The organism is Fluviispira vulneris (assembly GCF_014281055.1).
GTDB lineage: Bacteria > Bdellovibrionota_B > Oligoflexia > Silvanigrellales > Silvanigrellaceae > Silvanigrella > Silvanigrella vulneris.
The window spans coordinates 495,823-521,714 of the sequence record NZ_JACRSE010000003.1 but is presented as its reverse complement, the minus strand read 5'-3'; the positions used below and the strand labels follow the sequence as shown (position 1 = coordinate 521,714).

At 30.7% G+C, this 25,892-nt stretch carries 15 protein-coding genes; 6 read left to right on the top strand and 9 right to left on the bottom strand.

Annotated features, from left to right (window positions below; genetic code table 11):
* The first annotated feature begins 1 nt into the window (after nt 1).
* From H7355_RS09075 to H7355_RS09060, 4 genes are read left to right on the top strand one after another with little or no spacing between them, the layout of a single operon-like run.
* Complete coding sequence (locus H7355_RS09075) at nt 2-1,117, top strand: pyridoxal-phosphate dependent enzyme (protein ID WP_186646707.1); 1,116 nt, start codon at nt 2-4, stop codon at nt 1,115-1,117.
* Complete coding sequence (locus H7355_RS09070; RefSeq protein WP_186646705.1) at nt 1,107-3,773, top strand: lyase family protein; 2,667 nt, start codon at nt 1,107-1,109, stop codon at nt 3,771-3,773. The genes H7355_RS09075 and H7355_RS09070 overlap by 11 nt, the downstream gene beginning before the upstream one ends.
* Complete coding sequence (locus H7355_RS09065) at nt 3,770-4,603, top strand: class I SAM-dependent methyltransferase (protein WP_186646703.1); 834 nt, start codon at nt 3,770-3,772, stop codon at nt 4,601-4,603. Before H7355_RS09070 ends, H7355_RS09065 begins: the two co-directional genes overlap by 4 nt.
* 42 nt (nt 4,604-4,645) lie before the next feature.
* The gene (locus H7355_RS09060; RefSeq protein ID WP_186646701.1) at nt 4,646-5,308 is read left to right on the top strand and encodes a hypothetical protein; all 663 of its coding nucleotides are present in this window, start codon (nt 4,646-4,648) and stop codon (nt 5,306-5,308) included.
* Here the strand turns inward: H7355_RS09060 and H7355_RS09055 are convergent.
* Nucleotides 5,204-6,559 (bottom strand): MATE family efflux transporter, encoded by a 1,356-nt coding sequence (locus tag H7355_RS09055; RefSeq protein WP_186646699.1) that lies wholly within the window; start codon nt 6,557-6,559, stop codon nt 5,204-5,206. The two genes, H7355_RS09060 and H7355_RS09055, sit on opposite strands and share 105 nt — an antisense overlap.
* A 202-nt stretch (nt 6,560-6,761) precedes the next feature.
* On the opposite strand from H7355_RS09055, the gene H7355_RS09050 reads away from it, so the two are divergent.
* Both H7355_RS09050 and H7355_RS09045 read left to right on the top strand, forming a co-directional pair.
* Nucleotides 6,762-6,998: an MbtH family protein gene (locus tag H7355_RS09050; RefSeq protein ID WP_186646697.1), complete on the top strand. Its 237-nt coding sequence runs from the start codon at nt 6,762-6,764 to the stop codon at nt 6,996-6,998.
* A complete protein-coding gene (locus tag H7355_RS09045) occupies nt 6,982-9,312 on the top strand; it encodes a penicillin acylase family protein (RefSeq protein WP_186646695.1) in 2,331 nt (776 codons plus the stop codon). The genes H7355_RS09050 and H7355_RS09045 overlap by 17 nt, the downstream gene beginning before the upstream one ends.
* Nucleotides 9,313-9,413: 101 nt before the next feature.
* Here H7355_RS09045 and H7355_RS09040 read toward each other — a convergent pair whose 3' ends face one another.
* The 8 genes from H7355_RS09040 to H7355_RS09005 form a co-directional block, all read right to left on the bottom strand.
* A complete protein-coding gene (locus tag H7355_RS09040) occupies nt 9,414-9,716 on the bottom strand; it encodes an RNA recognition motif domain-containing protein (RefSeq protein ID WP_186646694.1) in 303 nt (100 codons plus the stop codon).
* A 190-nt stretch (nt 9,717-9,906) separates the two neighbouring features.
* Nucleotides 9,907-11,040: a tetratricopeptide repeat protein gene (locus tag H7355_RS09035; protein ID WP_186646693.1), complete on the bottom strand. Its 1,134-nt coding sequence runs from the start codon at nt 11,038-11,040 to the stop codon at nt 9,907-9,909.
* A complete protein-coding gene (locus H7355_RS09030; protein WP_186646692.1) occupies nt 11,037-14,192 on the bottom strand; it encodes a tetratricopeptide repeat protein in 3,156 nt (1,051 codons plus the stop codon). Before H7355_RS09030 ends, H7355_RS09035 begins: the two co-directional genes overlap by 4 nt.
* Nucleotides 14,189-16,636 (bottom strand): hypothetical protein, encoded by a 2,448-nt coding sequence (locus H7355_RS09025; protein WP_186646691.1) that lies wholly within the window; start codon nt 16,634-16,636, stop codon nt 14,189-14,191. Before H7355_RS09025 ends, H7355_RS09030 begins: the two co-directional genes overlap by 4 nt.
* A gap of 71 nt (nt 16,637-16,707) precedes the next feature.
* Complete coding sequence (locus H7355_RS09020; protein WP_186646690.1) at nt 16,708-17,337, bottom strand: hypothetical protein; 630 nt, start codon at nt 17,335-17,337, stop codon at nt 16,708-16,710.
* A gap of 116 nt (nt 17,338-17,453) precedes the next feature.
* Entirely contained in the window at nt 17,454-18,533 is a 1,080-nt protein-coding gene (locus tag H7355_RS09015) for a tRNA dihydrouridine synthase (RefSeq protein ID WP_186646689.1), read from the bottom strand.
* An 18-nt stretch (nt 18,534-18,551) separates the two neighbouring features.
* The gene (locus H7355_RS09010) at nt 18,552-21,701 is read right to left on the bottom strand and encodes a BamA/OMP85 family outer membrane protein (RefSeq protein ID WP_186646687.1); all 3,150 of its coding nucleotides are present in this window, start codon (nt 21,699-21,701) and stop codon (nt 18,552-18,554) included.
* Nucleotides 21,688-25,878, bottom strand: coding sequence for a translocation/assembly module TamB domain-containing protein (locus tag H7355_RS09005; protein WP_186646685.1), 4,191 nt, complete (start codon nt 25,876-25,878; stop codon nt 21,688-21,690). Before H7355_RS09005 ends, H7355_RS09010 begins: the two co-directional genes overlap by 14 nt.
* Nucleotides 25,879-25,892: the final 14 nt, after the last annotated feature.

The following is a 25,892-nucleotide window of genomic DNA, read 5'->3' as shown; positions in this document are numbered from 1 at the left end:
CATGTCAGTTGCACAAGCATTCCAAATAGATTGCTTAAATGTGGGAAGTGAAAATAATTTTAAGAATTTTCATCTTTATAATCATGGAAAAATTTATAAATCCTATTCAGATTCAATTCTTTTACCCAATATTATTCAAATAGAAAAAAACTTATTTATGGCTTCATTTCAACTCATGAAACTTATGCCAGCAAAATATGTGATAGAAAAAGCACTTGCAGAAAAAAGAATCAATCCTAAATATCCGATCATTGAAACTTCAAGTGGAACATATGCTCTGGGATTAGGAATAATCTGCGCAGAAATGGGGCTGCCATTTCGCATTATAAGCGATCAAGCAATAGATGATGATTTAAAAAGAAGACTAGAAGATTTAGGTGGTTATGTCCAAATTCTCTCTCAAACCTTGAGTTCAGAAAATCCTCAAATATTTCGTTTAAATACTCTTAAAGAGTATCTCGCAAACAATCCTCAAAGTTTTTGGCCTCAGCAATATAACAATCCAGAAAATCAGACAGCTTATACTATTTTTGCTGAATACTTAATTAAGCAATTGGGGAATAACTTAACATTGGTTGGTTCAGTTGGATCGGGAGGATCGACTTGTGGGACAATTAAATGCTTAAGAGAAAATAATCCATTCAATCGATTAGTGGGTGTTGATACATTTGGCAGCGTATTATTTGGTTTAATTAATGAAAAAAGAATATTACGTGGATTGGGAAATTCTCTGATGCCACAAAATTTAGAGCATTGTCTTTTTGATGAAGTACATTGGGTATCTGCATGTGATGCCTATTTGCAAACGCGTAAATTGCATTCACTCTACTCAAGCTTTCACGGACCAACTAGTGGTGCTGCTTATCATGTTGCAAAGTGGGTTAGCCATCAAAATAAGGATGAAAAAGTTGTTTTTATCGCCCCCGACACAGGACATAGATATTTATCTTCAGTGTATAACAATCAATATCTCAAAGAAATGTCGTTTTTCGATAAAGAAATTTCATCTTCACCTTTGAAAGTTATGGATCCTTCTGAAGTCAATAATAAATGGACTTACTTAAATTGGAATAGAAGAACATATAAAGAAATTATGGAAGTTAAAAATGGAAATTGAAAAAATTGTTTTTATTGAAAGTAATACGACAGGCACAGGTGAGTTATTTATTCAAAAAGCTCTTGAAAAAAATTATCAAGTCTTATTTTTAGCAGCAGATCCATATAAGTATTCTTTCTTAAATAAATATCTTATATCACCAATTATATTGGACACATCTAATAAAGATTCTATTTTAAAAGCACTCGAAAATGAAAAAAATATTGTTGGCGTATTTTCAAGTTCTGAGTATTTCATAGAAATAGCTGCAAGAATAGCAGACACGTTTTCATTGCCATGTAATTCTGCACAGGCAATTCACAATTGTCGGAATAAAGATATTCTCGCAGGAATTCTTACTAAATTTGATATTCCAATTCCGTTTACATTTCTTATTAAAAATCAAAATGAACTTATATCCATCCAAGAGAAGATAAATTTCCCAGTAATAGTTAAACCTGCCGCTGGAAGTGGGAGTATTGGAGTTAAACTTTGCAAGAATGTTAATGAATTATTGAAACATTCGAATCAACTTTTAAATCTTAGAGAAAATGAACGGGGTAACGCGATTGAAACAAAAATACTCGTTCAACAATATATTGAAGGTCAAGAGTATTCTGTTGAAGTCTTAAAGACGGATAAAAATTTTGAAATTTTAGGCATTACACAAAAATATTTGGGAGAAAAACCATTTTTTGTGGAGACGGGTCATGATTTTCCAGCAGAATTAAAAGAAGATATAGCCCTAAAAATTAAAGAGATTGTTTTACGGTCATTGAATGCAGTAAACTTTAATTTTGGTGCTGCACATATTGAATTGCGTGTGCACAATAATACTCCTTATATTATTGAAATAAACCCTAGACTCGCAGGTGGAATGATTCCAGAACTCATTAAAAAATCCAATGGTATTGATCTAATAGACATACTCTTAGATTTATATTGCGGAAAGAAATTTGATCTTAGTTTTAAGTCAAAGAGATATTCATCTATACGTTTCTTAATTCCAGATAAAGCAGGCGTCATTGCAAAAATTGATGGTTTTTCCACGTTGGAAAATTTAGATAACTATTATTTAGCAAAAAAAATTGGTGATATATGCTCTCAGTTTGGCGATTTTAGAGATCGTATTGGCTATTTAATTTCTTCTGGAGATACTATTTATGAATCTAGATTAAAGGTAAATAATAATCTGGAAAAAATTAAAATTCATATTGAGGACATGGATGAAAAAATTGCTTTAAATCAAAGCACAGGTCGCATTGGAAAAACAATTCATTCAGATGCACAAGCAATAGTTCTAAAAAAGAAAAATAAATATAATTTTTTAAAGGAACTAGAAAATATTGCAAATATTGATGAAGCACATATTTTAATGCTTTTTGAAAAGAAAATCATTTCAAAGAAAATAACAGATAAAATTTTGCGACAAATAAAATTATTTAGACAGAGCAAATTTTCAGAATTTATGAATAAAGATGCATTGCGAGGGTCATACCTTCTATATGAGAATATAATGATCGAAAAACTTGGTATGAAAATAGGCGGAGTGATCCATACAGGCCGCTCCCGAAATGATATGAATGCAACTCTTTTTAAATTAAATGCACGAGAATATTTTGAAAATTTATACAGCGCATGTTGGAGATTGCGTAACTGCATTTTACTACAGTCTCATTCTTATAATTTTTTAAAGATGCCAATATACAGTCAATTTCAACCTGCTTTTGAAGGCTCTTATGCATTTTATCTCTTAGCAATAGAAGAATCTTTAACAAAAGAACAGAACAAATTGAAAGCATGTTTTGATAATCTTATGGAATGCCCATTAGGTGCGGGTGCGGGTTGTGGTACAAGTTTTCCAATAGATACAAGTATAACTGCCAAATATTTAGGTTTCAAAACTTCATTTGTCAATTCCCTAGATGCTGTTGCAAATCGTGATTTAGCTCTCAACCTTTTGTCCGTCTTGAGTATAATGGGGACGATATTAAGCCGTATTGCTCAAGATTTTCAACTCTGGACAACTCAAGAATTTTGTTTTTTTGATCTTCCAGATGAGCTTTGTGGGGGATCTTCAATGATGCCACAAAAAAAGAATCCATTTTTACTGGAAAAAATTAAAGGTAAATCTATCATTCCGAGCGGAATATTAATGTCAAGTTTAGCAATTACTCACAAAACTCCTTTTTCGAATTCCGTCGAAGTAGGAACAGAATCTTTAGTCGATTTTGAAAGAGGATTTATAGAAATTATTGAGTCTATGCAGCTTCTCGAGCTTATTATAAAAAATGCAAAACCAAATGATGAAAACATGATGCGGAGTAGCCAAAATGGACTCACAATTTCACTTGCAATAGCAGAAAAATTAGTAAAGTTAGGATTACCATTTCGTGAGTCCCATTTTAAAGTAGGTGAGACAATTCAAAAAGCACTCGATTCAAAGCAAAATCCTTTAGAAGCCATTTCGAAACTTCTTCCAGAAAACTGCCGAATTGATGACTTTGATTTCGGTGGAGGATCATCCCAGTTTTCTGTTAATAAACAAAGATTAAATGCTGTTCAGCGGCACAGAGAAGATGGATTTTGGCTACAAGAAAAAATTAATTTTTGGCAACAATCTTTAGAAATTAAGAATAAACAAATTGATAATATCTTAAAAGAGGATCTGGAATGACTACAAATTTTTTAACAAAAGAAGATCTACTTAAAAATAATCGTTCTTTATGGAATAGTTGGACAAAAATTAATGCTAAGTCAACTTTCTATGATCTTGAAGGATTTAAATCTAACAAAAATTCTCTTAAAAATATAGAAATAAAAGAAATGGGATCTGTACATGGCAAAACATTACTCCATTTGCAGTGTCATTTTGGTCTTGACACATTATCATGGGCAAATAAAGGCGCTAAAGTAACTGGAGTCGATTTTTCAGATGAGGGAATAAAACTTGCAAAAGAATTAAGTGACCAATTAAATATCCCAGCACACTTTATCTGTTCTGATATTTTTGAGCTTCCTATGTTATTAGAGCAAAAATTTGATATTGTTTATACTTCCTATGGAGTTCTTACATGGCTGCATAATTTAAATACTTGGGGAAAAACAATAGCACATTTTTTAAAGCCAGGAGGCACTTTTTACATAATAGAATTTCACCCATTTATAAATATGTTAAATAGTGAATGGACTGAGTTTTCTGAACCTTATTTTTATAAAGGTAATTCTATCTGTTCAGTTGAAAGTGGAAGTTATGCAGATACGAATGAGAAATTTATTCATTCGGCCTATGAATGGCCGCACTCCATGAGTGAAATTATTTGTTCGCTTAGACAAGCTGGTCTTTTAATTGAGTATTTAAATGAATTTCCCTATTCCAGTTTTAATTGCTTTCCAAATTTAGTTGAATATGGACCCGATCAATATGTATTAAAAGACAAACAAGATTCTTTGCCCTTGATGTTTTCAATCAAAGCCACATATATGCCTGAGTTATTAAACATTTAGAAAGATTTTTCAATATTTTCATTTTTTAACTTAGGAAAAGAAATGGCACTCATTAATTTTAAAATTAAAAGCATTGATCATAAAAATTATTTTTATATTTTTGAAAAACTCTACAAAATAGAACCTAAATTGTATTATTGGATAAACTCTTTTCCGCATAAAGAAGAACGGTACATATTAACTCAATTTAGACATCAAAATTTTCTAAAATATAACGGCCTTGAAATCGCTATTATTAATAAGGAGATAATGACCTATCATCGTCTTCCTGGAGCAAAACCAAATGGAAATGGGAATGTTAAATGCGGAACTCACTCCATTCAAATAAATAGTATGAATGATATTGAGGTAAGTTACTTTTGCATACAAAAAACAAACAATTTTGATATAACTTATAGACCTATTATTTTGACACATGAAAAGAAAAGCATTTTTACTCATCTGCCATGCCGTAAACTCAATTATCATCTTTTTATTCCTGAATTATCTGAGATTATCGTGCATGGATTAGAGGTACATTATCAGAACATTTTATTAAATAATAATTTTAATTATATTGATAAGCTTTCTAAGATAATTGACGAAATTTTAATTTCTGATTTAGATTTTCGAATCAAGGCTATAAGCAAAAGAATTCAAGCGATTTTGCCTCATTTCGCTTTTATAAAAGAGATAGAGAATAAAGGCGTTGACAATACTGTATAAGACTATAAAAAGCCATATAAAACTCTCAGTTCCACCATAATATTCAACATAAAAGTAAATTGGGAGAACTGCTATAAACCAAATTGTCAATAAATTAGTCAACATAACATAAGTAGTTTTTTTAAGTGATATCAATAAGCTCGCAATGATCCATTTGATTCCATCGCAGACAAAGAAAAGCCAAAACCAATTCAGAGCATTTTGTGCTGTATAATTAATATTATTGGTATTTATTTCTGAGCTATGGATAAAAGATTTTATTATCAAATCAGCACAAAATATAAAAGGTATTAAGAGAATTAAAGCAATAAATATTTGCACTTTTATGCTCTCAAGAAATAATTTTTTAAATTTAAACCAGTTATTTTCACCAATATAATTAGATGCTAAGACAATAATAGCTTTTTGCAATCCTTCTGATATAAAAGTAAAAAGTATAAAAAGACTCTGACCGATAGCAAATGCTGTTAAATATTTTTGACCTGATGCAGATAGAATACGTATAATCATAGCCCATCCACCTAATTCCACTATATAAGCGATCGCCATTGGAAGCCCTATATTTAAATTTTCCAAAAAAAGTTTAATATTAAAGCTGATTTTTGAAGAGCCGAAAGTATTTCTATTTTCTCGTTTAAGAAATAGACTAAATAAAATGACTCCTTGCAATATTTGCGCCATAATTGTCGAAAGAGCTGCACCCGTAGGACCCATTTTAAATTTTAAAATAAAAATATATGCTAAAATTAAGTTAAATATATTTCCAATCAAATTTGTGCATATAATTATTTTTGTCTTGCCACGACCTATAAAAAATGCAGAGAGTGCCATAACAAAAGGGAAAATTGGACCACAAAACATATACAACTTATAAAACATGGTTCCATTTTCTTTATATTGTTCAGGAATAAAAATATTTTGCCCGTATATTGCAAGAGGAATAAAAATAATAAATGTCATACATGAAAACCATATCATCTGCCAGACGGGTTCTCCTATTTTTTTTAAATTATGAGAACCATTTGCTCTTCCTACGAAGACCTCTGCACTAGCCGCAATAGATGTCATTGCAAAATGAAAAATATTGCATGAAATTCCAATTGTGATTGCAGCATTCATGGCATGGGTAGAATCATTCGCTAGGATGAGTCGATCAAAAAATAACATGAGGTTTGTAGATAAATTATTTAACATGAGGGGAAATGCTAAATATATAAGCTGTATCAGTCCATCCATTTTTATTAATTTCACTTTAATCACCTTTATCTTATGTGGAAATGAAATCTAACCGAGTTAGAATTAAATAAAAAGGATTTTTTTGCTTCAAATTTAAAATTTAAGTTGAATTTTTAAAATAATAATAATATAATTCCGAAACAACTTAATCAACTGATTAAATAATATTTAAAATAGCTAATTTTGTTTATTTAATCAAAATTAAAAAGGAAATAAAATGCAAGATAAAAACATTAAAAATTTATTCGATAATTATAAAGTCGTTATGAATCATGAGGAGCAGTATTCTCTTTGGGATTTTTCAAGAGATAACCCAAAAGGATGGGTTGACGCAGGATTTACTGGGACTCAGAATGAGTGTCTTGAATATATTAAAAATGTTTGGGTTGATATGAGACCTTTGAGCGTAAGAAAACATATTGAAAAAGTTGATAACAATGAAAAAAGCAATTAAATATATAGGCATATCAATTTTACTGTTAATATCTGCCCTGTCCATATTCATTTATTTTATCTATAGAGGTACCCAAAATACTCTTAAAGGAAATTTAAAAATAAATGGTTTATTAGACAAAGTCATCGTGCATCGAGACCAATATGGCGTTCCGCATATTGAAGCGGAAAATGATAGCGATGCTTTTTTTGCCCTTGGATATACACATGCTCAGGATCGCATGTGGCAGATGGAAATACAAAGACACTTGGCTCGAGGATCGCTCAGTGAAATGTTTGGTGAAGTCACAATTATGCAAGATAAAACTTTGCGAACTTTAGGTTTTTATCGTGCTGCCCAATCAGCTTATCTTTCTCTCCCAAAAGAAAGTCAGCATATCGTTGAGAGTTATACTAAAGGAGTTAACTTCTTTATTCAGACTGGAAATATGCCGCTTCAATTTAAGCTTATAGGATATAAGCCAAGCGTTTGGACAAATGTAGATAGTATATCTTTTCAGAAAATGATGGCTTGGGATTTAAACGAAACATGGCGGGACAAAATTTTAAATCATATTATAGCTTCTTTATATGGACGAGAGAAAATGAGTATATTTTCTCCGCAATATCCTGACAGTGCTCCTCTTGTATTGCAAGATAGTGAAATAAATTTAACTAAAAAAATGACTCAAAATTATCTTGAGAAAGAAAATTATTCTGGCAAATTAAGGAAACAAGATATTTACCCAAATAAAGAATTTAATAAAGCTTCTCCCCCAGGCAAAGGATCAAATAATTGGGTTGTCTCAGGCAAGTTAACAAATACAAATAAACCTATTTTAGCAAATGACCCACATTTATCAATTGCTTCTCCATTACTATGGTATTTAGCAGATATAAAAACGAAAAACTTTCATAGTATTGGAGCCACTCTGCCTGGCTTACCTGGTGTCATTATTGGACACAATCAATTCATTGCTTGGGGAGTCACCAACGGATGTATTGATGCACAAGATCTTTATATAGAATCTGATGACAAGGACATAACTACTATTAATGAAGTTATAAAAGTAAAAAATAGTAAAGATGTTATTTTTCCAATTGAAATAAGTCCACATGGCCCAATAATCAGTGATATCACTGAAGCCAGACGAGTTGGCAAGAAGGTTGCATTAAAATGGACTGGTTTTTTAGAAAAAGATACAACATTGCATTCATTTATTTTGCTTAATTATTCAAAAAATTGGGAAAGTTTTAAAAATGCTCTAAGCTATTTTGTAGTTCCTGCACAAAATTATGTCTATGCAGATAACAAAGGGAATATAGGGTATTATTTAGCAGGGAAAATTCCAATTCGCGATCAGTGGTCTGGATTGTATCCAGTTGAAAGTAAAAAAGAATTTGAATGGAAGAGTTTTATCCCCTTTGAAGAGATGCCGCATACGATGAATCCGTCTAAAGGCTATATCGTATCAGCGAATAATAAAATTGTTTCTAACAACTATCCTTATTCACTCACTCCAAATTGCAAGACAGCACCTTATCGAGCATCTCGAATCATTGACTTATTGCAACGTAAAGAAAAATTAACATCAATTGATTTTCAGAAAATTCAGAATGATACAGTTAGTTATCTTTGGAATGATTTTAAAACAATTCTATTAAAAACAATTCCTGCAAGCGATACAGAAAAAGATGTGCTTAAAATCCTAAAAGACTGGAATGGAAATATGAATATCAATAGTCAGGAAGCAACGCTTTTTGCATATTGGTTTCGAGAGTTAGCAGAAATGGTCCCAAAGGAACTCAAAGTATTTTCTCAATGGCCAGAGCCATTATTTATTAAAAATCAATTACTAAGTGATGGAAAATATTGTCGAATTAATAATGCAAGAAATTGTAAAGAATTCTTAAGCAATACTCTCACAAAAACTTTAAATGCTATTGTAAAAAATATTGGAGAAAAACCAAAAAATTGGAATTGGGGTTATACTCATAAAGCAGTCTTTAATGAATTAGGTTTTTCTGAAAATAAATATTTAAATTGGTTTTGGCATCGTAGTATTTCATCACCTGGTGACGGATTTACAATTAATGTTGGCTCGTATGAATTTGATAATTTATCACAAATTGCTGGACCAGGCTATAGACAAATTGTTGATTTTAATAACTTAGAAGATAGTATTTATATCCAGGCTTTAGGACAATCAGGAAATATTTTTAGTAAAAACTACGATAATCTCATGCCTCTTTGGCGTGATGGAAAATATATCCCTATGAGTTCAGAAAAAAACCGTTGGGGTAAATATGAAACATTAATTTTAGAACCCATTTAAAATATAAGAAATGTTAAAAAAGTAACAAAAAAATACATTCTTATCCATAAAAAAAAGAGCCCAAATAGAAGGGCTCTTTTTAAAATCTTGTTGGACTGATTTTAGGTGCGTGCGTCATAGCCTCTACGATTGTATCCGCCTTCACGTTTTCCTTCTTCACGAGGACGAGCTTCATTTACAGTGAGTGGACGTCCCATAAATGGTTTTCCATTTAAACTCTGAACTGCACTGAGAGCATCACCATCCAGTTCCATTTCTACGAAACCAAATCCTTTACTCCGACCTGTTTCACGATCGGTAACAACACGTGCACTTGCAACATTCCCAAACTGAGTAAAAGCTTGAGAAAGATCTGCATCGGTGCAACTAAAAGGAAGGTTTCCTACATATAACTTCTTAGCCATGAGACAAGCCTCCAAGGAGCGCCCTCGAAACGAGGAAAAACGCAAAATCACTAAAACACCAACCGAAAACGCCATTTCAGAAATTCATGTGATAAGTCACGAAATGAGCGTGCTGGTAATATAAATACTACAAATCAAAAGAAAAAAAGTCAAACCTTTCTGATAGATTCTAAGGCGAATTAGGTAATTTTTACTCTTCTTCCTTGCTTCTCTCTAGATAACTCATTTGTGAAAGCTTAAACTTAATCAATTTATAATTTGCATCATCCTGTTTTGCTAAACTCAAAAAAGTTTGCCAAGATTTTTGTGCCGCAAAAAAATGTTTTCTTGCTTCTTCAATAATTCCATTCGTATAATATAATTTAGGATTTGATGGATTTGAAGCTATTGCTATTTGCATAATTTTATTTGCTTGATCTAGTTGATTCGATTGCAACAAGCAAACTGCATAATTATGCGCGAGAGAAGAGTTGCTATTATCCAATTCAAAAGCTTGTTGTAGCAATTGACAGCCTTTTAAATAATTCTTCTCATCAAACTCTATAACACCCATCCAAGAAATCAATTCATTATTATTTGGAAATAATATACGACCTCTATTAATTGCTTGACGTGCTTGTATTAGATTTTTTTTCCCTCGATATGCTCTTGCTAATGAAACATAGAGACTTGGATGAGTGGGCTCTGCAAAATCAATTCCTTTTAATGCGACTATTTTAGCTAATTCAAATGCACCTTGTTCCAGATAATAATCACTTAGAACAATATAAGGCTGAGCCCAAAATGCAGATGCTAATATTAATTTTTCTAAAATTGCAACAGCATCAGAATTATTTCCATCATGTAGAAGAGAAAGAGCAAGAACCAAATATGCTTCTCTATATGGGCTCAATGCTAAATCTTCTGAAAGAGTCTTTGATCTATTTTTTTCTAAAATATTTAAAACATTGTTAATTTTTTCCACAGATTTTTGTGAATCGCCACGCTTTAAATCTTGAAATGCAAAGGCTATGACCTCAATGATCGTTGGTGTTTTTAAATTATTTTGAGAAGAGTCGTCTATTTGAATTTTACTATTATTATTTTCAATCTCTTTAGAATTTAAATATTTTGTTACATCTGGAGTAATAAATTTTTCAGCAAAAATCATTCTTTGTTCAGGTTGTGTCGAGTCTGGATAGACTAAAATCGATTCTTGAAATGGTAAATTAAGAATAGATGAACCGAACTGAAAGGATTCCACATTCTCTTCTTTGCTTACACAGGAAAAAGTGAATATTTGAATGAATATTAAAATCATATAAACTTTAAATGATTTTATCATTTTTTCTCTTCATCCTTAACTAAAAAATTGAAAGAATTCAAATTCTCGGAAATAGAATTATAAAGCGCTGAATCAGAAGAAAAATCTTCTATATTTATCTCAGGCGGAATTGCAAAGTCTCTTTTACCAAATTTTGAAAGCTCGATTGAAATTAAAAGTTTTTGATCTGAACTCAGTTGATCACTCATTAGGGCATTATAGAAATGCTGTCTTGCAGACAAATTAAATTGGTTTGCTTTAAGTAAATAATTATCATTCGCTTTTTTATTATAATAAAACTGACTATATAAATCCGCTAACTTGGTTAATAATTTCGCATACAATATTTCAGTATTATTTGCTTCTTTTACAAGATCTTTAGACTTACTAATAATTTTAAATCTTTTCCCAATAAAATTTTTTATATTTTCAATATTCATTAATCTATTTAAAGAAAAATCATTCTTAAACATAATCTCTTCATTTTTGAAATTTTCTTCATCAAAATTATTCACTTCAACTAGCAATGAAGTTAAAAGATAAAAATCAATGTCGTCTTTATTTTTATCTTTTAAAACTGAATTATTTTCAATAAACTTCAAAATATCATCCTCATACTTCCTTGATTTTTTATTGATATATAAGTTAGCTTTTAACAAACCAACTAATATTTTATTATTTATTTTTTTGCTCATCTTCTTTCTTTTTATTGCAGAATATAAGATATCTCTTGACTGAGCATATTGAGAGTTTAAAAATAGTAATTCAGCAAAATCAATTTCATATTGAGCAATTTTTAACTGATCTTTTTCAAACTTTAAGATAACCGAATACAATTTATGCGAAACTCTAGCTTGCTCATCAATACTATTAAGATATGAAAATAGCTCAGACGACCTTGTTAAGCTCGATCGTATTAAATTAATATCATATTTTTTATTATTTTTGACCGTATCAAAAACTTTTTCATATGTTAAAGCTGCTGTTTTAAATTGCAATAACATATCTTGAGCTTTAGCTTGCCAAAACAACAAAGCGGATAAATTACTTCGATCTAAAATTATATTTTGAAAATTTAAAGTTATATTTAATATATGCTCCCAATCTTGCAGTTGTGCAAATTCAGAAATTGATTGCAAAAGAACTAAGGGCATTTCTGGATTTTGTGAATAATTTCTCGACCACATTTCCAAAAATTTTGCGGCATCACGAATTTTTCCATCTCCTTTTAATTTCTTAGCATATTCTAATGCTATCGTTTGATTCGTCATACGCACGACATCTTCTGCCATCTTTGTCACAGTATAATCTTTAATATAATTTTCTAAATTTCCAGCCGAATCCATAATATCTTTATTCTCGACACCCATTTTTTTTAATAATAAAGCAAGTGCTAATGAAACCTTATTTTTTTCATTATTTGATTGCTCTTGATTTTCTAAGGGTGGACTCGATAATATTCTTTCATATCTGTCCTTTGCATTCAAAAGATCACCTAAAAACTCAGCCCTTTTAGCGCTTTCAAATAAAGCTAATCTACTTTCTGGATCCAATGGAAAGTATGCTACAAATCCATCCACAAATTTCTCATACATTAAATACTCTTTACTTTTGGTTTCTACACTATTTTCACTTTTTGCACGAGATATATTTATTAATTGAAACCAACTCACTTTTTTTAGGTAGTCTTCCAATGGATATTTTAAACTTTCTTCACTTGCTTTTATTGCTAGGTCATACTCTTGGGCTTGATAAAGGGATTGAGCATAAGACTGCAAAAGAATTCCTTTTGAATCTGATCTAAAGTTTTCGTTTAAACGTGCACTATAAATGTCTGCACTCTTTAAAAATTCAATCCTAGAGTGATTTTGCAAACCCAAATTATAAAAATATTTAGCAGAATCTTCGGAAAGTTCAGATATTAATTCGCGACGAGCTTCTTCTTCTTCTTGAGATAAAACAAATCTAGATTTCCAAATTGAATCTTTAGAAATATAGGCTGTCCCATAATATGAAATTTCAAAGTATTTATTCGTATTATTTATTTTTTTTAAAGCAAATAAATAAGATTTAACGAAGCCAACCAATTCCCTTGAAGAATAAAATTTATCTATTACAGCATTTGCATATCTTTCAACTTGATTTGCATAGCCTGCTGCTGAAAAATAATAAAATGATTTTAACACCATTTTTTTAGCAAAATCTCCAGCAAAAAGATCTGATGAAATCTTTTTATAGAACTCTATATCTTTTCTTTCATATAATGATATTGCACCCACACGAATAATATCATTTAAGATATTATCTTTAAAATATTTTTCGTAGCGAACTTTATCTCTAGCTAACTGATATGCATACTCAGAAGCTTGAACATAATCAGCACTTCTAAATGTTGCCCACAGAAGACGAATCTTTATCTCAGCAAGCAAAAACGCAAGCCTGTCTTCATCAAGCAACCAACCAGCTTTAGCAACATCTTGTGCATGCAAGTACGAATTTCCTGCTTTCTTGAATTGAAAGCGAGCATAATAAGTGTCACCCAATCCCACATAACTTCTAACAAGTTCCTCACGAAAAACATTTGCATTTACTTTTTGTAAGACAATAGCTTCATAGTATTTCTGTGCTTCATCATACCTTTCATTTGCTAATAAAAGATCCGCTGTAAACAAGCTCATTCTTATAAATAAACGCATATTTTCAGGATCTATTGGGAATTTATGAAGACCTTTTTGCAAGACTTCTATAGCTTTATTAGCATCCATTTTTTTTGCGAAATAAGAATATAGAGCCAATTTAAATGACGCTTCTGCTTGAATAATTTTATTATGATTTATTTCAATCCGCTGAGATAAAAACTCAATTACTTTGTTAAACTTTTCTTCTTTTACCCTATTATTTTCTTCTATAACCATTTTTTCATTGCTTGCACTTTTGAAATCTTCATATTCAATTTCTCTATTAAATTCTTCTTTCCAATTTTTAAAATGAAGATCAAATATATTTCTAAAGATTAATTTTTCATGTTCCATTTGCTCAATATTTAGATATTTTTTGGGATCCACCGTCTCTGATTTTTCTGGAATTTTAGGAATAAAAATATTTTCATCAGCATAAATATACTTTGGAAATATTGAAATTATAATCAAAAACAATAAAATTATAATATTCATCTAATTAGATCCCATTTTGAAGTGTCTCTTAAAGTATTCAACCACCTCACTCTCTCTTCGGCTGATTTTTCTATCTCTTTGTTACTTTCAATTTTAAAGTTATAAATATCTTTATTATGATTTGCTAATTCAATTTTTATATACTCTTTAAAACTAATAACTCTTGGAATTAGTAATTTTACTATATCCTTAGAAATATTTTGAAACTCATCATACGTTAAATTCTTTAATTTTTCATATTGGTATTCTTGAGCAGATAAATGCTGATTTATAAACTCAACTTTTTCCAAAATCTCTTTTCTTTCACTTATTATTCTTTCTTTTATGTTATCAACAGTAATACTTAACATTTTATATACAGCTATTATATTTGTCCATGAACTATCTAGTGATTTATAAAACTCAATATCACCAATAGAATTTGATTTTAATCTATTTCTTCTATGTAAATCATACATTTCAGAGAAACTTTTTTCAAGAATTTTCTCTTTTATTTGAAATTGAAAGGTTGTGTTTTCTTGTAAATTTCTAGATAATTGAAATATTCTATTATCAATAGTAAGCTTTATAAATTCCTCGCTGAGCTTTTCTCTCTCAAAATTTGCAAATTCATTATCTAAGAATTCTAATAAATCTGATGGTATATCTTGCGGTATTTTTTTATCATTCGCTTGGAATAAAAAATTTACTGCCGCCATTTGAGCAGATAATTCATTAATATTTTCTCCAACTAATTGAAATGATCCTGGTAGTTTTGGCTTATAAATCTTACTTTCAACTTTTTCTTTTAATTTATATTTACTTATTTCATCATCCATTGCATTGAGTCTTCTTAATATTTCTATACGATTTTTTTTGGCAAAATCAAGTCCTACATTACTTTGATCCCATAAACCACTTTCAATCTTATCTAAGGTGAGAAGTATTTGTTTCAGATTATTTAGAATGGGGGCTAATTTCATAAGCGCAGAAATAGCTTTGGTTTCTATAATGCCAGTATAAGTATAATCAGCTGCATTGAGTGCATTGGCAAGATCAGTTCGCATGGAATCAATCTCACTTTTTGTAGTCGACAAGGCATTCCTAAATTTCATTGCATTTTCGGTTTCTTTACTATTCACTCCATATTCCAAAGATAGACTTGCCAAAGCAAATAAACTTTGTAGGAGTTCTTCTGTATTGTCTTTACTTAAGTTTTTTATATTATTTAAAAAATCGAGATCAGCTTCGGTATACCCTAACAATTCAAGGAGCTGACCTTCTGCTTGAAAGTTCTTTTGCGAAGTTTTTGACAGAATTTTTGCTAACATAATATTTGAAGTTCTAATTTTTTTACTATTTTCATCAAACTGTTTATTTATAATAAAATTATGATCATAAAAAGTATCCTTTAAAGATAATTTATATTGCCTTGCACTTTCCAAATATTTTTTCTGAGAATATAAGATTTGCGCGAATTCCCAATATGTTTTTTTCTTTTCATTTTTCACAAAATCATTTCCAGAAATTTTATTTTCAAGTAAAACATCTCTATACCAAGTTTCTGCCGCATTTAAATTCCCAACAGATGCTTGATATCTTGCAAGACAAAGTCTAGCAATTTGTATACTTGCCTCATCACTTTCAAAATATTTTACACGAGCTCCATATCCCTTAAAATTTCCAGATAAAAAGCGAAGCAATGACAGTGCTTCATCTTTATTATTGTTCTCATATTTTAATAGAGCTAAGGCTAAGTATGCACGACTTAAATTTTTATTACCATTCTTTATATGAGTAATTGCGCTTTCTAAATATTGTATAGATATATTTTTATTGGCATAAATCTTTCTTAACGCCAATGCAATATAGACTGCGCTCAGTGGCATATAGTGTGAATCTCGTTTAACAAGCGGTGAGTTACTCCATGCTCTTAAGCTATTTTTAAGATTATCCTTAATATATTTTTTATTTTCAATTTTTGCTTCTTTAAAAAATTCTAAAGAACAAGACAATTTCCATTTATCTGAAAAAGAATCTTTATCTTCACCATAAATAGAGAGCATTTTTAAGCAAATATTAATTGCCTCTTCATGCTTTTTTAAATATCTATTCGCTTCAAAAAGTATTTTATATGACCACACTAAATTTTCTTTATTTCTTGTGTCAAAATTCTTAATATCTTTTAAAATCAGATCTTTAGCAATTAACGGATCGCCTAATTGAAGATGGTCTTGAGCTCTTAATAAATTCATTTCATCTCGCAAAACATTTTGCCCAAGTCCAATTTCATTTATTCGCAGAAATTTTGACTTACCAGTTACATCTGATGTATTTGAAAAAAAGGAAAGACTTGTAATATTACTAAATATTTTGTCGATTTCTGTATCGACTCTTCTTAAGTTTTTCCATTGCTCTACTCGGTTTTTCTCAATATCTGAAAAAACATTTAATTCAGATGGCAAGAAATTTAACTCCTGAGCAATTAGCAATTTACAACAAATATTAAGAATAATTATTATTATATAAACAACTCTCATTCCAAATTTTCCTCAGATAAATCTTGAGTTGTTTCAAATTTTGGCACCCCACTGTTTGAATCCGCTTTGAGAATTATATTTATTTTTTGAATCGGATTACTAATCGTACCATTAACAGTTATCTTTTTATCTAAAGTCCATTTGCCCTGAGGAAGAACGTATGGCCAATTGTTACTTTGTTGCCCAACAATTGCATGCACATTAATTTCATACTTTCCTACCGGAAGAGGTCCATAAAATACCGGCAAATTCATATTTTTTTCAAATAGTATTGGTTTGTTATAATTTATAATGGATATATTATTTAAAGTTGCATTTAACTCTATAATTCCAAATTGTGGCAATTCTTTTTTCTGTTCCGATATTATATTGACTTTCAGTTCAATTCTATCTTTGAATTTTGCGACTAGTATATCTTGAAGCGATAATATCTTAGCCCGAATTTCTTTATTTTTATCCTGCAATTGTGATAATTTATTCGCAATTTCTTCTGCTTTTGTTGTATCAAAACTATCTCCTGTAATTAAAAATGGATCAGGAGGAATATATTCTGGATCAGAAAAAGCTTTGCATGCAAAATTTATAGTTAATAAGTATATTGATGTTTTTAAGAAAAATTTTCTCATAAGTACCTCAATATATTATTATTTCACTTTTGCTTATAAAGAGTTGAATAATTTTTGCAATATACGCTTTGATTTTGACACAACCGGTGGGAAATATTTTGTTCTCATTAATATTATCAAATCATTTTTATCTTTTTAGACATTGTATTTTGATTATTTTCTGAGAATTCAACAATACTTTTTCTTAAATCTGCTACATTTTTTGCTCTCATTGTCAGTCGCCAAAAATGATGACCGAATTGAAACCAGCGCGCACCAGTTGCAGCAAAAAATCTGAATTTTTCTAAAATATAAGCTTCATCCTGAAAGTAATCTACCATAATGGATAACATTTTTAAGCACGCCGCTAAATACTCAGCACCCTCTTCCTCAGCTGTGCTAGGCGCTTTCCTCCCCTCAAATCCCTCTGGTACTTCTGTATTGCCAAGGAGTTCAGATATTTGCCACAATATCCAGGGGCGCGCAGTGGCTGCTCGCGCAATCATTGCTCCATCCACTCCATAATTTTGGATGAGCTCAACTGCATCCTGAGCGGTTTGAATATTCCCATTGGCTATGATTGGAATCGACATCTTATTGCGAATATCTGCAACCAATTGCCAATTTGCATCTCCACTGTGCTTTTGCGCACGTGTACGAGCATGAATAGTTAGAAAGTCGGCTCCACCATCCGCTAATGCACTTACAAATGAATATAGATAATCAAAATCTTCGTCTTCTCCTAATCCACCACGCAATTTGACACTGACGGGCACAGAGGAATATTTTTTCACAATCTTAACGATTTGCGCTGCGTAGTCCTTTGATCCCATAAGCCGCACACCCCAATTGTGTTTCAAAGTGTGAGAGACAGGGCAACCCATATTAATATCAAAGCCCCAAGGTTTTTTTATAAGCAACTTTTCTATGCTCGGAGCGATAAACTTTTCTTCATTACCTAGCAGTTGAGGAATAAAAAAAGCTTCATTGCGTGCAGTTTTCAACTCATGGGTTGTTTCTAATTTTTCATTTGGAATTCTTCGCGTGGAAAGCATTTCTGTGAAGCGAAGTGCATTTATATTTTTCGGAGTATAACTTTTAATCAGCTCACGGAATGCAACATGTGAAAGACCAACCATAGGCGCTATCATAAACGGAAAATCTATCCCCAATTTATTAAAACGAGTCTGCAAAACATAAGGGACATTTTCAGGCATTATAACTCCAAATCGATTCTAAAACTGAGCACCAACTTTTAGATGCAATGCTCCTTTAAATTGAATCGCATTATTAATATAAGCAGATTCTTGAATTCTTGTCACACAACGTGGTGGAGTCGATGCATTCAAAGCTTCTGCAGGTGATACACAGCCTGTTTCATTTGAGGAAGGATCCTTTAAAGGATAGCCATAATCCAAGCTAATCGTAGCATAATTGCTTACTATATAACGAAAACCAAATCCAGTTGAAACATAAGCTTGCTTCCAATATTGCTCTATAAAACTTGCGTTTTTTAACTCCACTGAACCCGTCGAAATGAGCGCCGCCTGATCAGGAACACAGTCTGTTGTTGAAGGCACGGAACTGACTCGGTTTTGAATAAATTTATTAATATTACTTATCTCTGCTGAAGTGAAATAATTCGTTGCGGTGTCTAAAAATGCAACAAAACCGATATTATCGCTAAAGCGGTAGCGAGCTTCGGCTTTAAAATAAACTAAATTCGTAGCTCCGATTGAAGTTAATTGTGTTGGGCAATTTAATGCAGGATTACTTTGATTATAATGAACCCAAAGGAGAGGCCCTGGTGCTGCTGAACCATATGTTTCTGGGAATCCACGAACAAGCGCTGTGTCAGTCAATGTTTCACGCCTTGATGCAGGAGGTGTCACAGTATCTCCACTTTTATTAACAGTATCAACAATAAATTTTCCTCCTAAAGTAATCGCTCCACTCAATTTTTTATACAGTGGAAAATATAAGTCCGTGGAAAGCACATAGCGATTGTATTGAACTTCTGAACCAAGTCCAAATCGCGCAAAACTTACCTGCAAATTATGCCGACTTCCTTTAGTAGGCCATGCTGGATTATCTGTATTATCTAAAGATACACTGCTAGTTAATTCACGAATGATAATGGAAGGGCTATCTAATACCTGAACAATAGCACTTTCTGAACTTGTTGAATTTGAAGATTCATGAGTAACAGATTGACTTAAATTCCAATTTAAATCAAAAAAGGAAGGTTTCCAATCCGCTTTTAAGTTGACTGTGAAATATTCACGATTTGTTAATGTTTCTGCAATGACTTTATAACCAACAGAAGCCGTTGCATCAAAAGGCGTGCGCAACGGACCAATTTTAAAAAGCGGTTCTGAAAATCCCAAGGTGATTTGTCTACCTAATATCTGTCTTGTTTCTGTAGATGCAAAATTTTGTTGTTGCCTTTCTTGACTCACAGAAGCAGAAGATATCAATTTAAGTCCATCATTATTTAAACGATTTAATGTAAAATCGATACCGAAGTTATAGCCTCTTAGGGTTCCATATCCGGGAGATATTCCTAAGGTATAACCAGAACGTGAACGTGCATGAATGATAATATCAACCCTCAATTCTTTTCTCTCAATTGAATTAATATCTAATGGTTCAATTGATACAGTTGAAAATAATTCATGGCGAATTAAACTTTGTCTTGCAACATCAAAACTTTCTTGTGAGAAAATATCTCCTGACTCTAAACCCGAAGCAGATAAAATTGATAATTCTTTGCCAAAAAAGTCTGAATCAATATAAATTTTTCGAATTCTTACAATCTGACCGGGATCTATCTTAACAACTATATTAACAAATTTTTCATATTTATTCTCAGGTAAAATTGCATGTTCAATTTTTACCTCATTATATAGATATCCTGCTGATAAAAGTTGCCTTTTTACTTCGTTCAATAAGTTCTGCAAAATATCTATACTATAGATTGTACCATACTGAGCAATTTTCAATAATTTATCATTATCAAATTCAAAATCAGATGGATTACCTTGAAATGAAATACTGTTTATTAGATATTTTATTCCTTTATCAACGCGGAAAACAAGATTCATCTCTGTATTTGATTCATTTGGTACATAGTCTGGATTGGAAACTTGCGCCTCTAAATACCCTCTAGATAATAAGAACTTCTTGAGATTATCACGGTAAATATTTAAATTATCCTGATAAAATGGAATTGAACCAGAAAAAAAACTAGAACTTAAACCCATTTCTTGTAAAACTTTGGATTCACTTTCAGGCAATGTTCCGATAAAAGTTACTTTACCGATTTTAACATATGCTCCCTTTTTCAAAAGAAACTTCAAAGTAGTATTACCATTTTTATCAATAATTCTTTCAGGATCACTTATATTTACAAAAGCATAGCCCTGTTTTTTATAAAAATCAGTTAAAATAACATTTAAATCAGCATCCGATAATAATATAATATCAGAATAAGTTAATCCCTGTTTTGATACTAAAAAATCATTATTCATGAGTTGACTGTCTTCATCAAAAATTTGAAAAGTTGTTTTCCTTCCTTTTTCAATTTGCAATGTAATTTTTGCACTTTCCCTATTTGAAGAATAGGAAATTTCTTGTAATTTAACGATAGCTTCTAGAAAACCTTGTTCCCAATAGTTTTCTTTCAATTGATCCAACGACTCATTTATGGCTGCTAAGTTACAAATTGAGCCTGTTTCTATTGGAATTGTCAAAAAGTTTAAAACATTAGATAAAGAATCTTGAACAGTCACTTGATCTATATGACAAGGATTACCTTTTTCAATTTCAAAATTGAGTCTAATAGAATCAGGAGAAAGTTCTTTAATCGAATATTTTAAAACTTTTGCATTTGGATATCCTTTTTGAATAAGACTCTTTTCAATTGCTTTTGAATCAGCATTCGCAGATGATGCTTTAAATGGACGCCCTCTTTGCGAAACTATAATTCTTTCGAACTCTAAACTTTCAGATGATGAAAGCCCTGAAAAGATTACATCTTGAATACGTTTGATAGTTTTCGCATTCACAATAAAAATATGTCCTTTTTTATCTAATTTTCCTTTATTAATTGTTATTTCTTGATAAATTCCAGTATCTACCAATTTAGTTATTATAGCATCATCTAATTCATAAAAAGGGACTGCACCTAAATCATTTAAAATTTCCTGAGGAAACTCCTGCTCTTTTCCATCAATATAAAAACGAATTTCAACATTTGTTTGTTCAAATGCTGAACCAATTGCGGTTACTTTATTTATTTGAGCATTTGCATAAGAAGTAAAAAAATTAAATGTAAGAAATATACACATCAAAAAGTATAAATTATATTTTTTATTGACTGCCAAAACGAAACCTCAATCCAGTTGTCCACTCTGTTGTAATAGCCTGTTGAGTCAGAGCATTATTATCATATGAACCAAAAATGCTTACAGTATCATTTAAACTAAAAGTTGCATATGCCGAACTACGCGTGCCAATATCTCCCGCCTCATAGCTCACACCTAAATTTAATCTCTGCGATAATGTTCGTGATGCTGTTGCTCTCCAGCTCACTTGCCCATTTTGGGTCGTAGGCGATACAGTTACATTATCAATAATCCCACCCGTAACAGTACTCACGGTATTGTTGAGAAGCGAGTTTTCAGAAAAATTTCCATAACCTATAAACGGAAAAAGACTTGTAGAAGCTGTGAGCAAGTTTGCACTTGAGCTCTGCGCAGGAACCTGCCCAGTAGAAATCATTGAAATAATATCTGGTTGGGTGATTCTATCCCCATTGGGTAATGTGGACGGACTTGCTGAGAGATCCAAACGGCTTTTACTCAAACGACCATTGATACTGACACTGATTGTTTCACTTGCAACTCTTGCTTCCATAAAAATATCTACATTGGGATCATATTTTTGTAACTCTATAAAAGTAAATTCTGCCTTTTTTACTTCAAATCGACTCTTTAATAAAATTAGACTGGCAGAGTCCGTTGTTATTTTACCAGTAATAATAGGCTCACTTGAAGTTCCATTTATATTAATTAGAGGTGAAGTAGAAAATCTCCCACGAATACATTGACTCTGAATTGTAAAAGTACTCATAGCATGAATGTTAACATTTAAAGCTAAAAATGGATTTTGAGTCGTAGTTACTTTCTGTGAATTATTTAAAGCAAATAATTGACTTGATATAGATTCACAATTGATATCTTTAAACAATCGTAATTTTTTTAAATTTACTTCTCCAGATAATTGATAAGGTATATCAGTGCCTGCTAATGTCAATTCCGAATCTACAGTTAAATCTGCGATTTGGAAAATAGGTATAAGCAACCTGATATCTGCTTTTTTAGAAACTATCTTAAAAGTCACTTCAGGATATTTTGGATTTTCAGAAAAGACTGGTGAAAAATCAATACTTCCACTTGCAGAAAGATTTCCTTCTCCTTTTTCAGAAAAAAAGTTTTGAATTTCAAGCTTTTTACCTTTGAATTTGAACTCAGCATTTAAATTATTGAATGCAGGTTGCAATGATTTTACAAATAATGTCTTTGCACCAAGATATAGACTTCCTGAAATTCCAGGATCATATAAGGATCCGGCAATAGAAAACTGTCCACTTAAGTCTCCTTCAGAAGGGCCGAATGCATCTGAAAGCAAATCAAACTTGCCTAAATTAAAATCAAGATTAAAGGATGAATAAATAGTTTTTTTAGTAAAATTTAAATTTGTTTTCCCAAATTGAAAGCGACCTATTTTTCCACCAAGATTAAATGCATCTAATTTTATTTCATCTCCATCAAAATCAATATTTTGACTCTGTGCTAATTCAAATATAGCTTTTCCTACTTGGAAAGAAGCAGAATTTATTTTTCCACTTCCTTTCCAGTATTGATACCATTTTTTATTATTATCCTTTGCAAAAGGGGCAATACCTTCAAATCTCATAGTTGCATTTATTTGAGAAAATAAGCTATTTTTTGCTCTAGTCTCATTATCTATCATAAAAAAAGCATTTAAATTCACTAAATTTATATTTAATAAGCCGTTACCTTCTAAACCTTGCTGCATGATATAAGATGCACTTAACTGATTACTAAATGCATTGAGATCTATCTTGATCTTATTTTTCTCATATGGGTTTAATTGCAGATTGAAATCACCAAGTTCAGATTTATCTAAATGTATTTTATAAGCATTTAAATTTGCAAAGCCTTCAATATTATTCCACTTCCCTTTAAATTGGATATTAGAATTCAGAACTCCTGATATTTTTTTATCAAATATTTTTGCAAACATGCCAAGAGGAAGTTTAAATATTTTACCTCTTACACCAGCATTTTCAAATGACAAATCATACATTTCAAATATAGCGAAAGAAGTATTATCTTCATCACTATTCTCAATTTCTTCTGTTGTTTTTATATCCAAAAATGAAATTAATGAATCTGTGCACAATCCAGATTTGCAATTAAAATCAATTATATTTTCATGAATAACAGAATCTAATAATTTAATATTTTCTAACTTGGACTTTAGTGTTAAATCCCAAGAAGATAAATGAAAAAAAAGACCTTTCTGTTTGATTTCTAAATTTTTAATATCCGCATCTGTATCTGATAAACTTTTTGGTAACCAATACTGTGCAGCATATATTACGTTATTTAACTTACCATTTATTTTCGCATTTATATTTGAATGCATATCTCCAAAACTAAAATCGAAATTATTCAAATGCAGAGTTGATTTATTTAAATTTTCAGCTTTACCTACTATTATATTAGCATTTTTTATCCAAACGCCTTTTGTATTTAATCCCCATTTTCCATTAAAATCATCAAACTGCAAACCAAATATTTCACCCTTGTAAACTTTTGATTGAGAAGAAAATTCTATCTCGTTTGTTTTTCGATCTAATTTCAATTCACCTGTAAAATCAGCTATACCTGCAGTGGGAAATTTTAAAAAATATTCCGCTATTGATATATCAATATTCTTACCTGTCATTTTAAAATTAACACCTACCCCTGTCTTAGGAGTAAAATCTATATATCCATCATCGACCACAAGCTTAGCTAAATTAAAAGTTTTTAAATTTTTAACTGTTCCTTCTGTTTTTGTTAAAGACAAACCTAAAGCACTTGCGCTGAGATCAAGATTGATATTTATGTCAGGAATTGGTTTTCTACCCTCTTGATCCGGAAAAGAATTTACATACAGTTTTTGCGCTTTCGCTTCACCTTTAGCAAAAAGTTCAAACGATTTTTTCTTATTATTACTTAGGATATAACCTGATACTTTTAAATTATCTGAACTGAGTTTAAAATCGACTGGCGTTTTTTCTACTTTAAGACCTTTTAATAACTCAGAAAAATTTAGATTTTCAACATTTGCTATATTTTCAAAATAAAAATTCTTGTAAAATTGAAATTCTCCTTTAGCATGAATTTTACCTTCTAATGGCGTTTTAATTTCAGCACTTTCGTATTCTATTTTTCTAGAATCATAAACAATATTAGCTTTACCTGAATATATATCAAAAGACTCTAAAGTTAAATTTTTCCATTGAGCGACCCCTTTAAAAGTAGGATCCTCAGTCAAAACTTTTCCTGATTCTACTTGTCCTTTTAAAAGCACTTTTCCAGAAGACTCCATTTGCAGTAAGTCAAATGCCTCTTTTCCATCAATTTCTAACATTTCAATTCGAGCTTTATATTTGGTATTTTTAAAATTTTTCCCAATGTTTCCCATTATATTTGCATTTAAATTTGCCAAATTACTCTGTAAATCTAATTCATTTATCTTAAAGTCACCTTTTTCATTTAGTAATATCTGAGTTCTTAAATAACTGAGTGTGATTAATTTATCAATTGCAGGAAATTTAAACGCAGAATCGCCTAATAGTATTTCTGTTTGAAATGCTGGAATATTATTTTTATCTTTTATTTTTTTAAATTCAGCATGTGATAAGGATATTTTTTGGTAGTTATTTCTATTAGCCTCTCCCAGCTGAAGAACAATATTAATAATTTCTAAATCAAATTGTACTTCAGGCATCATTTTTTTTATTAATTCAGGTATATTAATAGGCTCTTCAGACTCTTGGTCTTTCTCTTTTGGAATTAAATATTTTGGTAATATAAGTTCTCCGTTTTCATCATATTTTATATTTAAATTTAGACCTCGCAAAAGTATTTTTCTAATTACAAAAGTTCTTTTAACATAAGATGATGTTAAATTAAGAGAAATCGATAATTGATTCAAGCCAATAAAGTTTTCTTTACTATCATTGTTCTCCTTTATTTTCTCTTTTATATAGACTTCGTTTAAATTTAGTGTTCCTGTAAAAAAGCTTAGACTCAATGAGCCTAAACTCAATTCAAGGTTTTGCTTATTGAAGTAGTTTACATTGATATACTCAACAATTGCATGTTGAACTGTTTGACTATTTAGGATAAAAAAAACAGCTACATTCATAGATACGAACGTAGCTATGAAAAATAAAATGATTCGCTTAAAAAACTTGATCACGAAGATTTTCCTTC

Coding starts and splice junctions, on each gene's coding strand:
- H7355_RS09050 (WP_186646697.1), top strand. CDS start 6,762: ATGCAAGATAAAAACATTAAAAATTTATTCGATAATTATAAAGTCGTT.
- H7355_RS09060 (WP_186646701.1), top strand. CDS start 4,646: ATGGCACTCATTAATTTTAAAATTAAAAGCATTGATCATAAAAATTAT.
- H7355_RS09020 (WP_186646690.1), bottom strand. CDS start 17,337: ATGAGAAAATTTTTCTTAAAAACATCAATATACTTATTAACTATAAAT.
- H7355_RS09035 (WP_186646693.1), bottom strand. CDS start 11,040: ATGATAAAATCATTTAAAGTTTATATGATTTTAATATTCATTCAAATA.
- H7355_RS09015 (WP_186646689.1), bottom strand. CDS start 18,533: ATGCCTGAAAATGTCCCTTATGTTTTGCAGACTCGTTTTAATAAATTG.
- H7355_RS09070 (WP_186646705.1), top strand. CDS start 1,107: ATGGAAATTGAAAAAATTGTTTTTATTGAAAGTAATACGACAGGCACA.
- H7355_RS09075 (WP_186646707.1), top strand. CDS start 2: ATGTCAGTTGCACAAGCATTCCAAATAGATTGCTTAAATGTGGGAAGT.
- H7355_RS09065 (WP_186646703.1), top strand. CDS start 3,770: ATGACTACAAATTTTTTAACAAAAGAAGATCTACTTAAAAATAATCGT.
- H7355_RS09040 (WP_186646694.1), bottom strand. CDS start 9,716: ATGGCTAAGAAGTTATATGTAGGAAACCTTCCTTTTAGTTGCACCGAT.
- H7355_RS09030 (WP_186646692.1), bottom strand. CDS start 14,192: ATGAATATTATAATTTTATTGTTTTTGATTATAATTTCAATATTTCCA.
- H7355_RS09045 (WP_186646695.1), top strand. CDS start 6,982: ATGAAAAAAGCAATTAAATATATAGGCATATCAATTTTACTGTTAATA.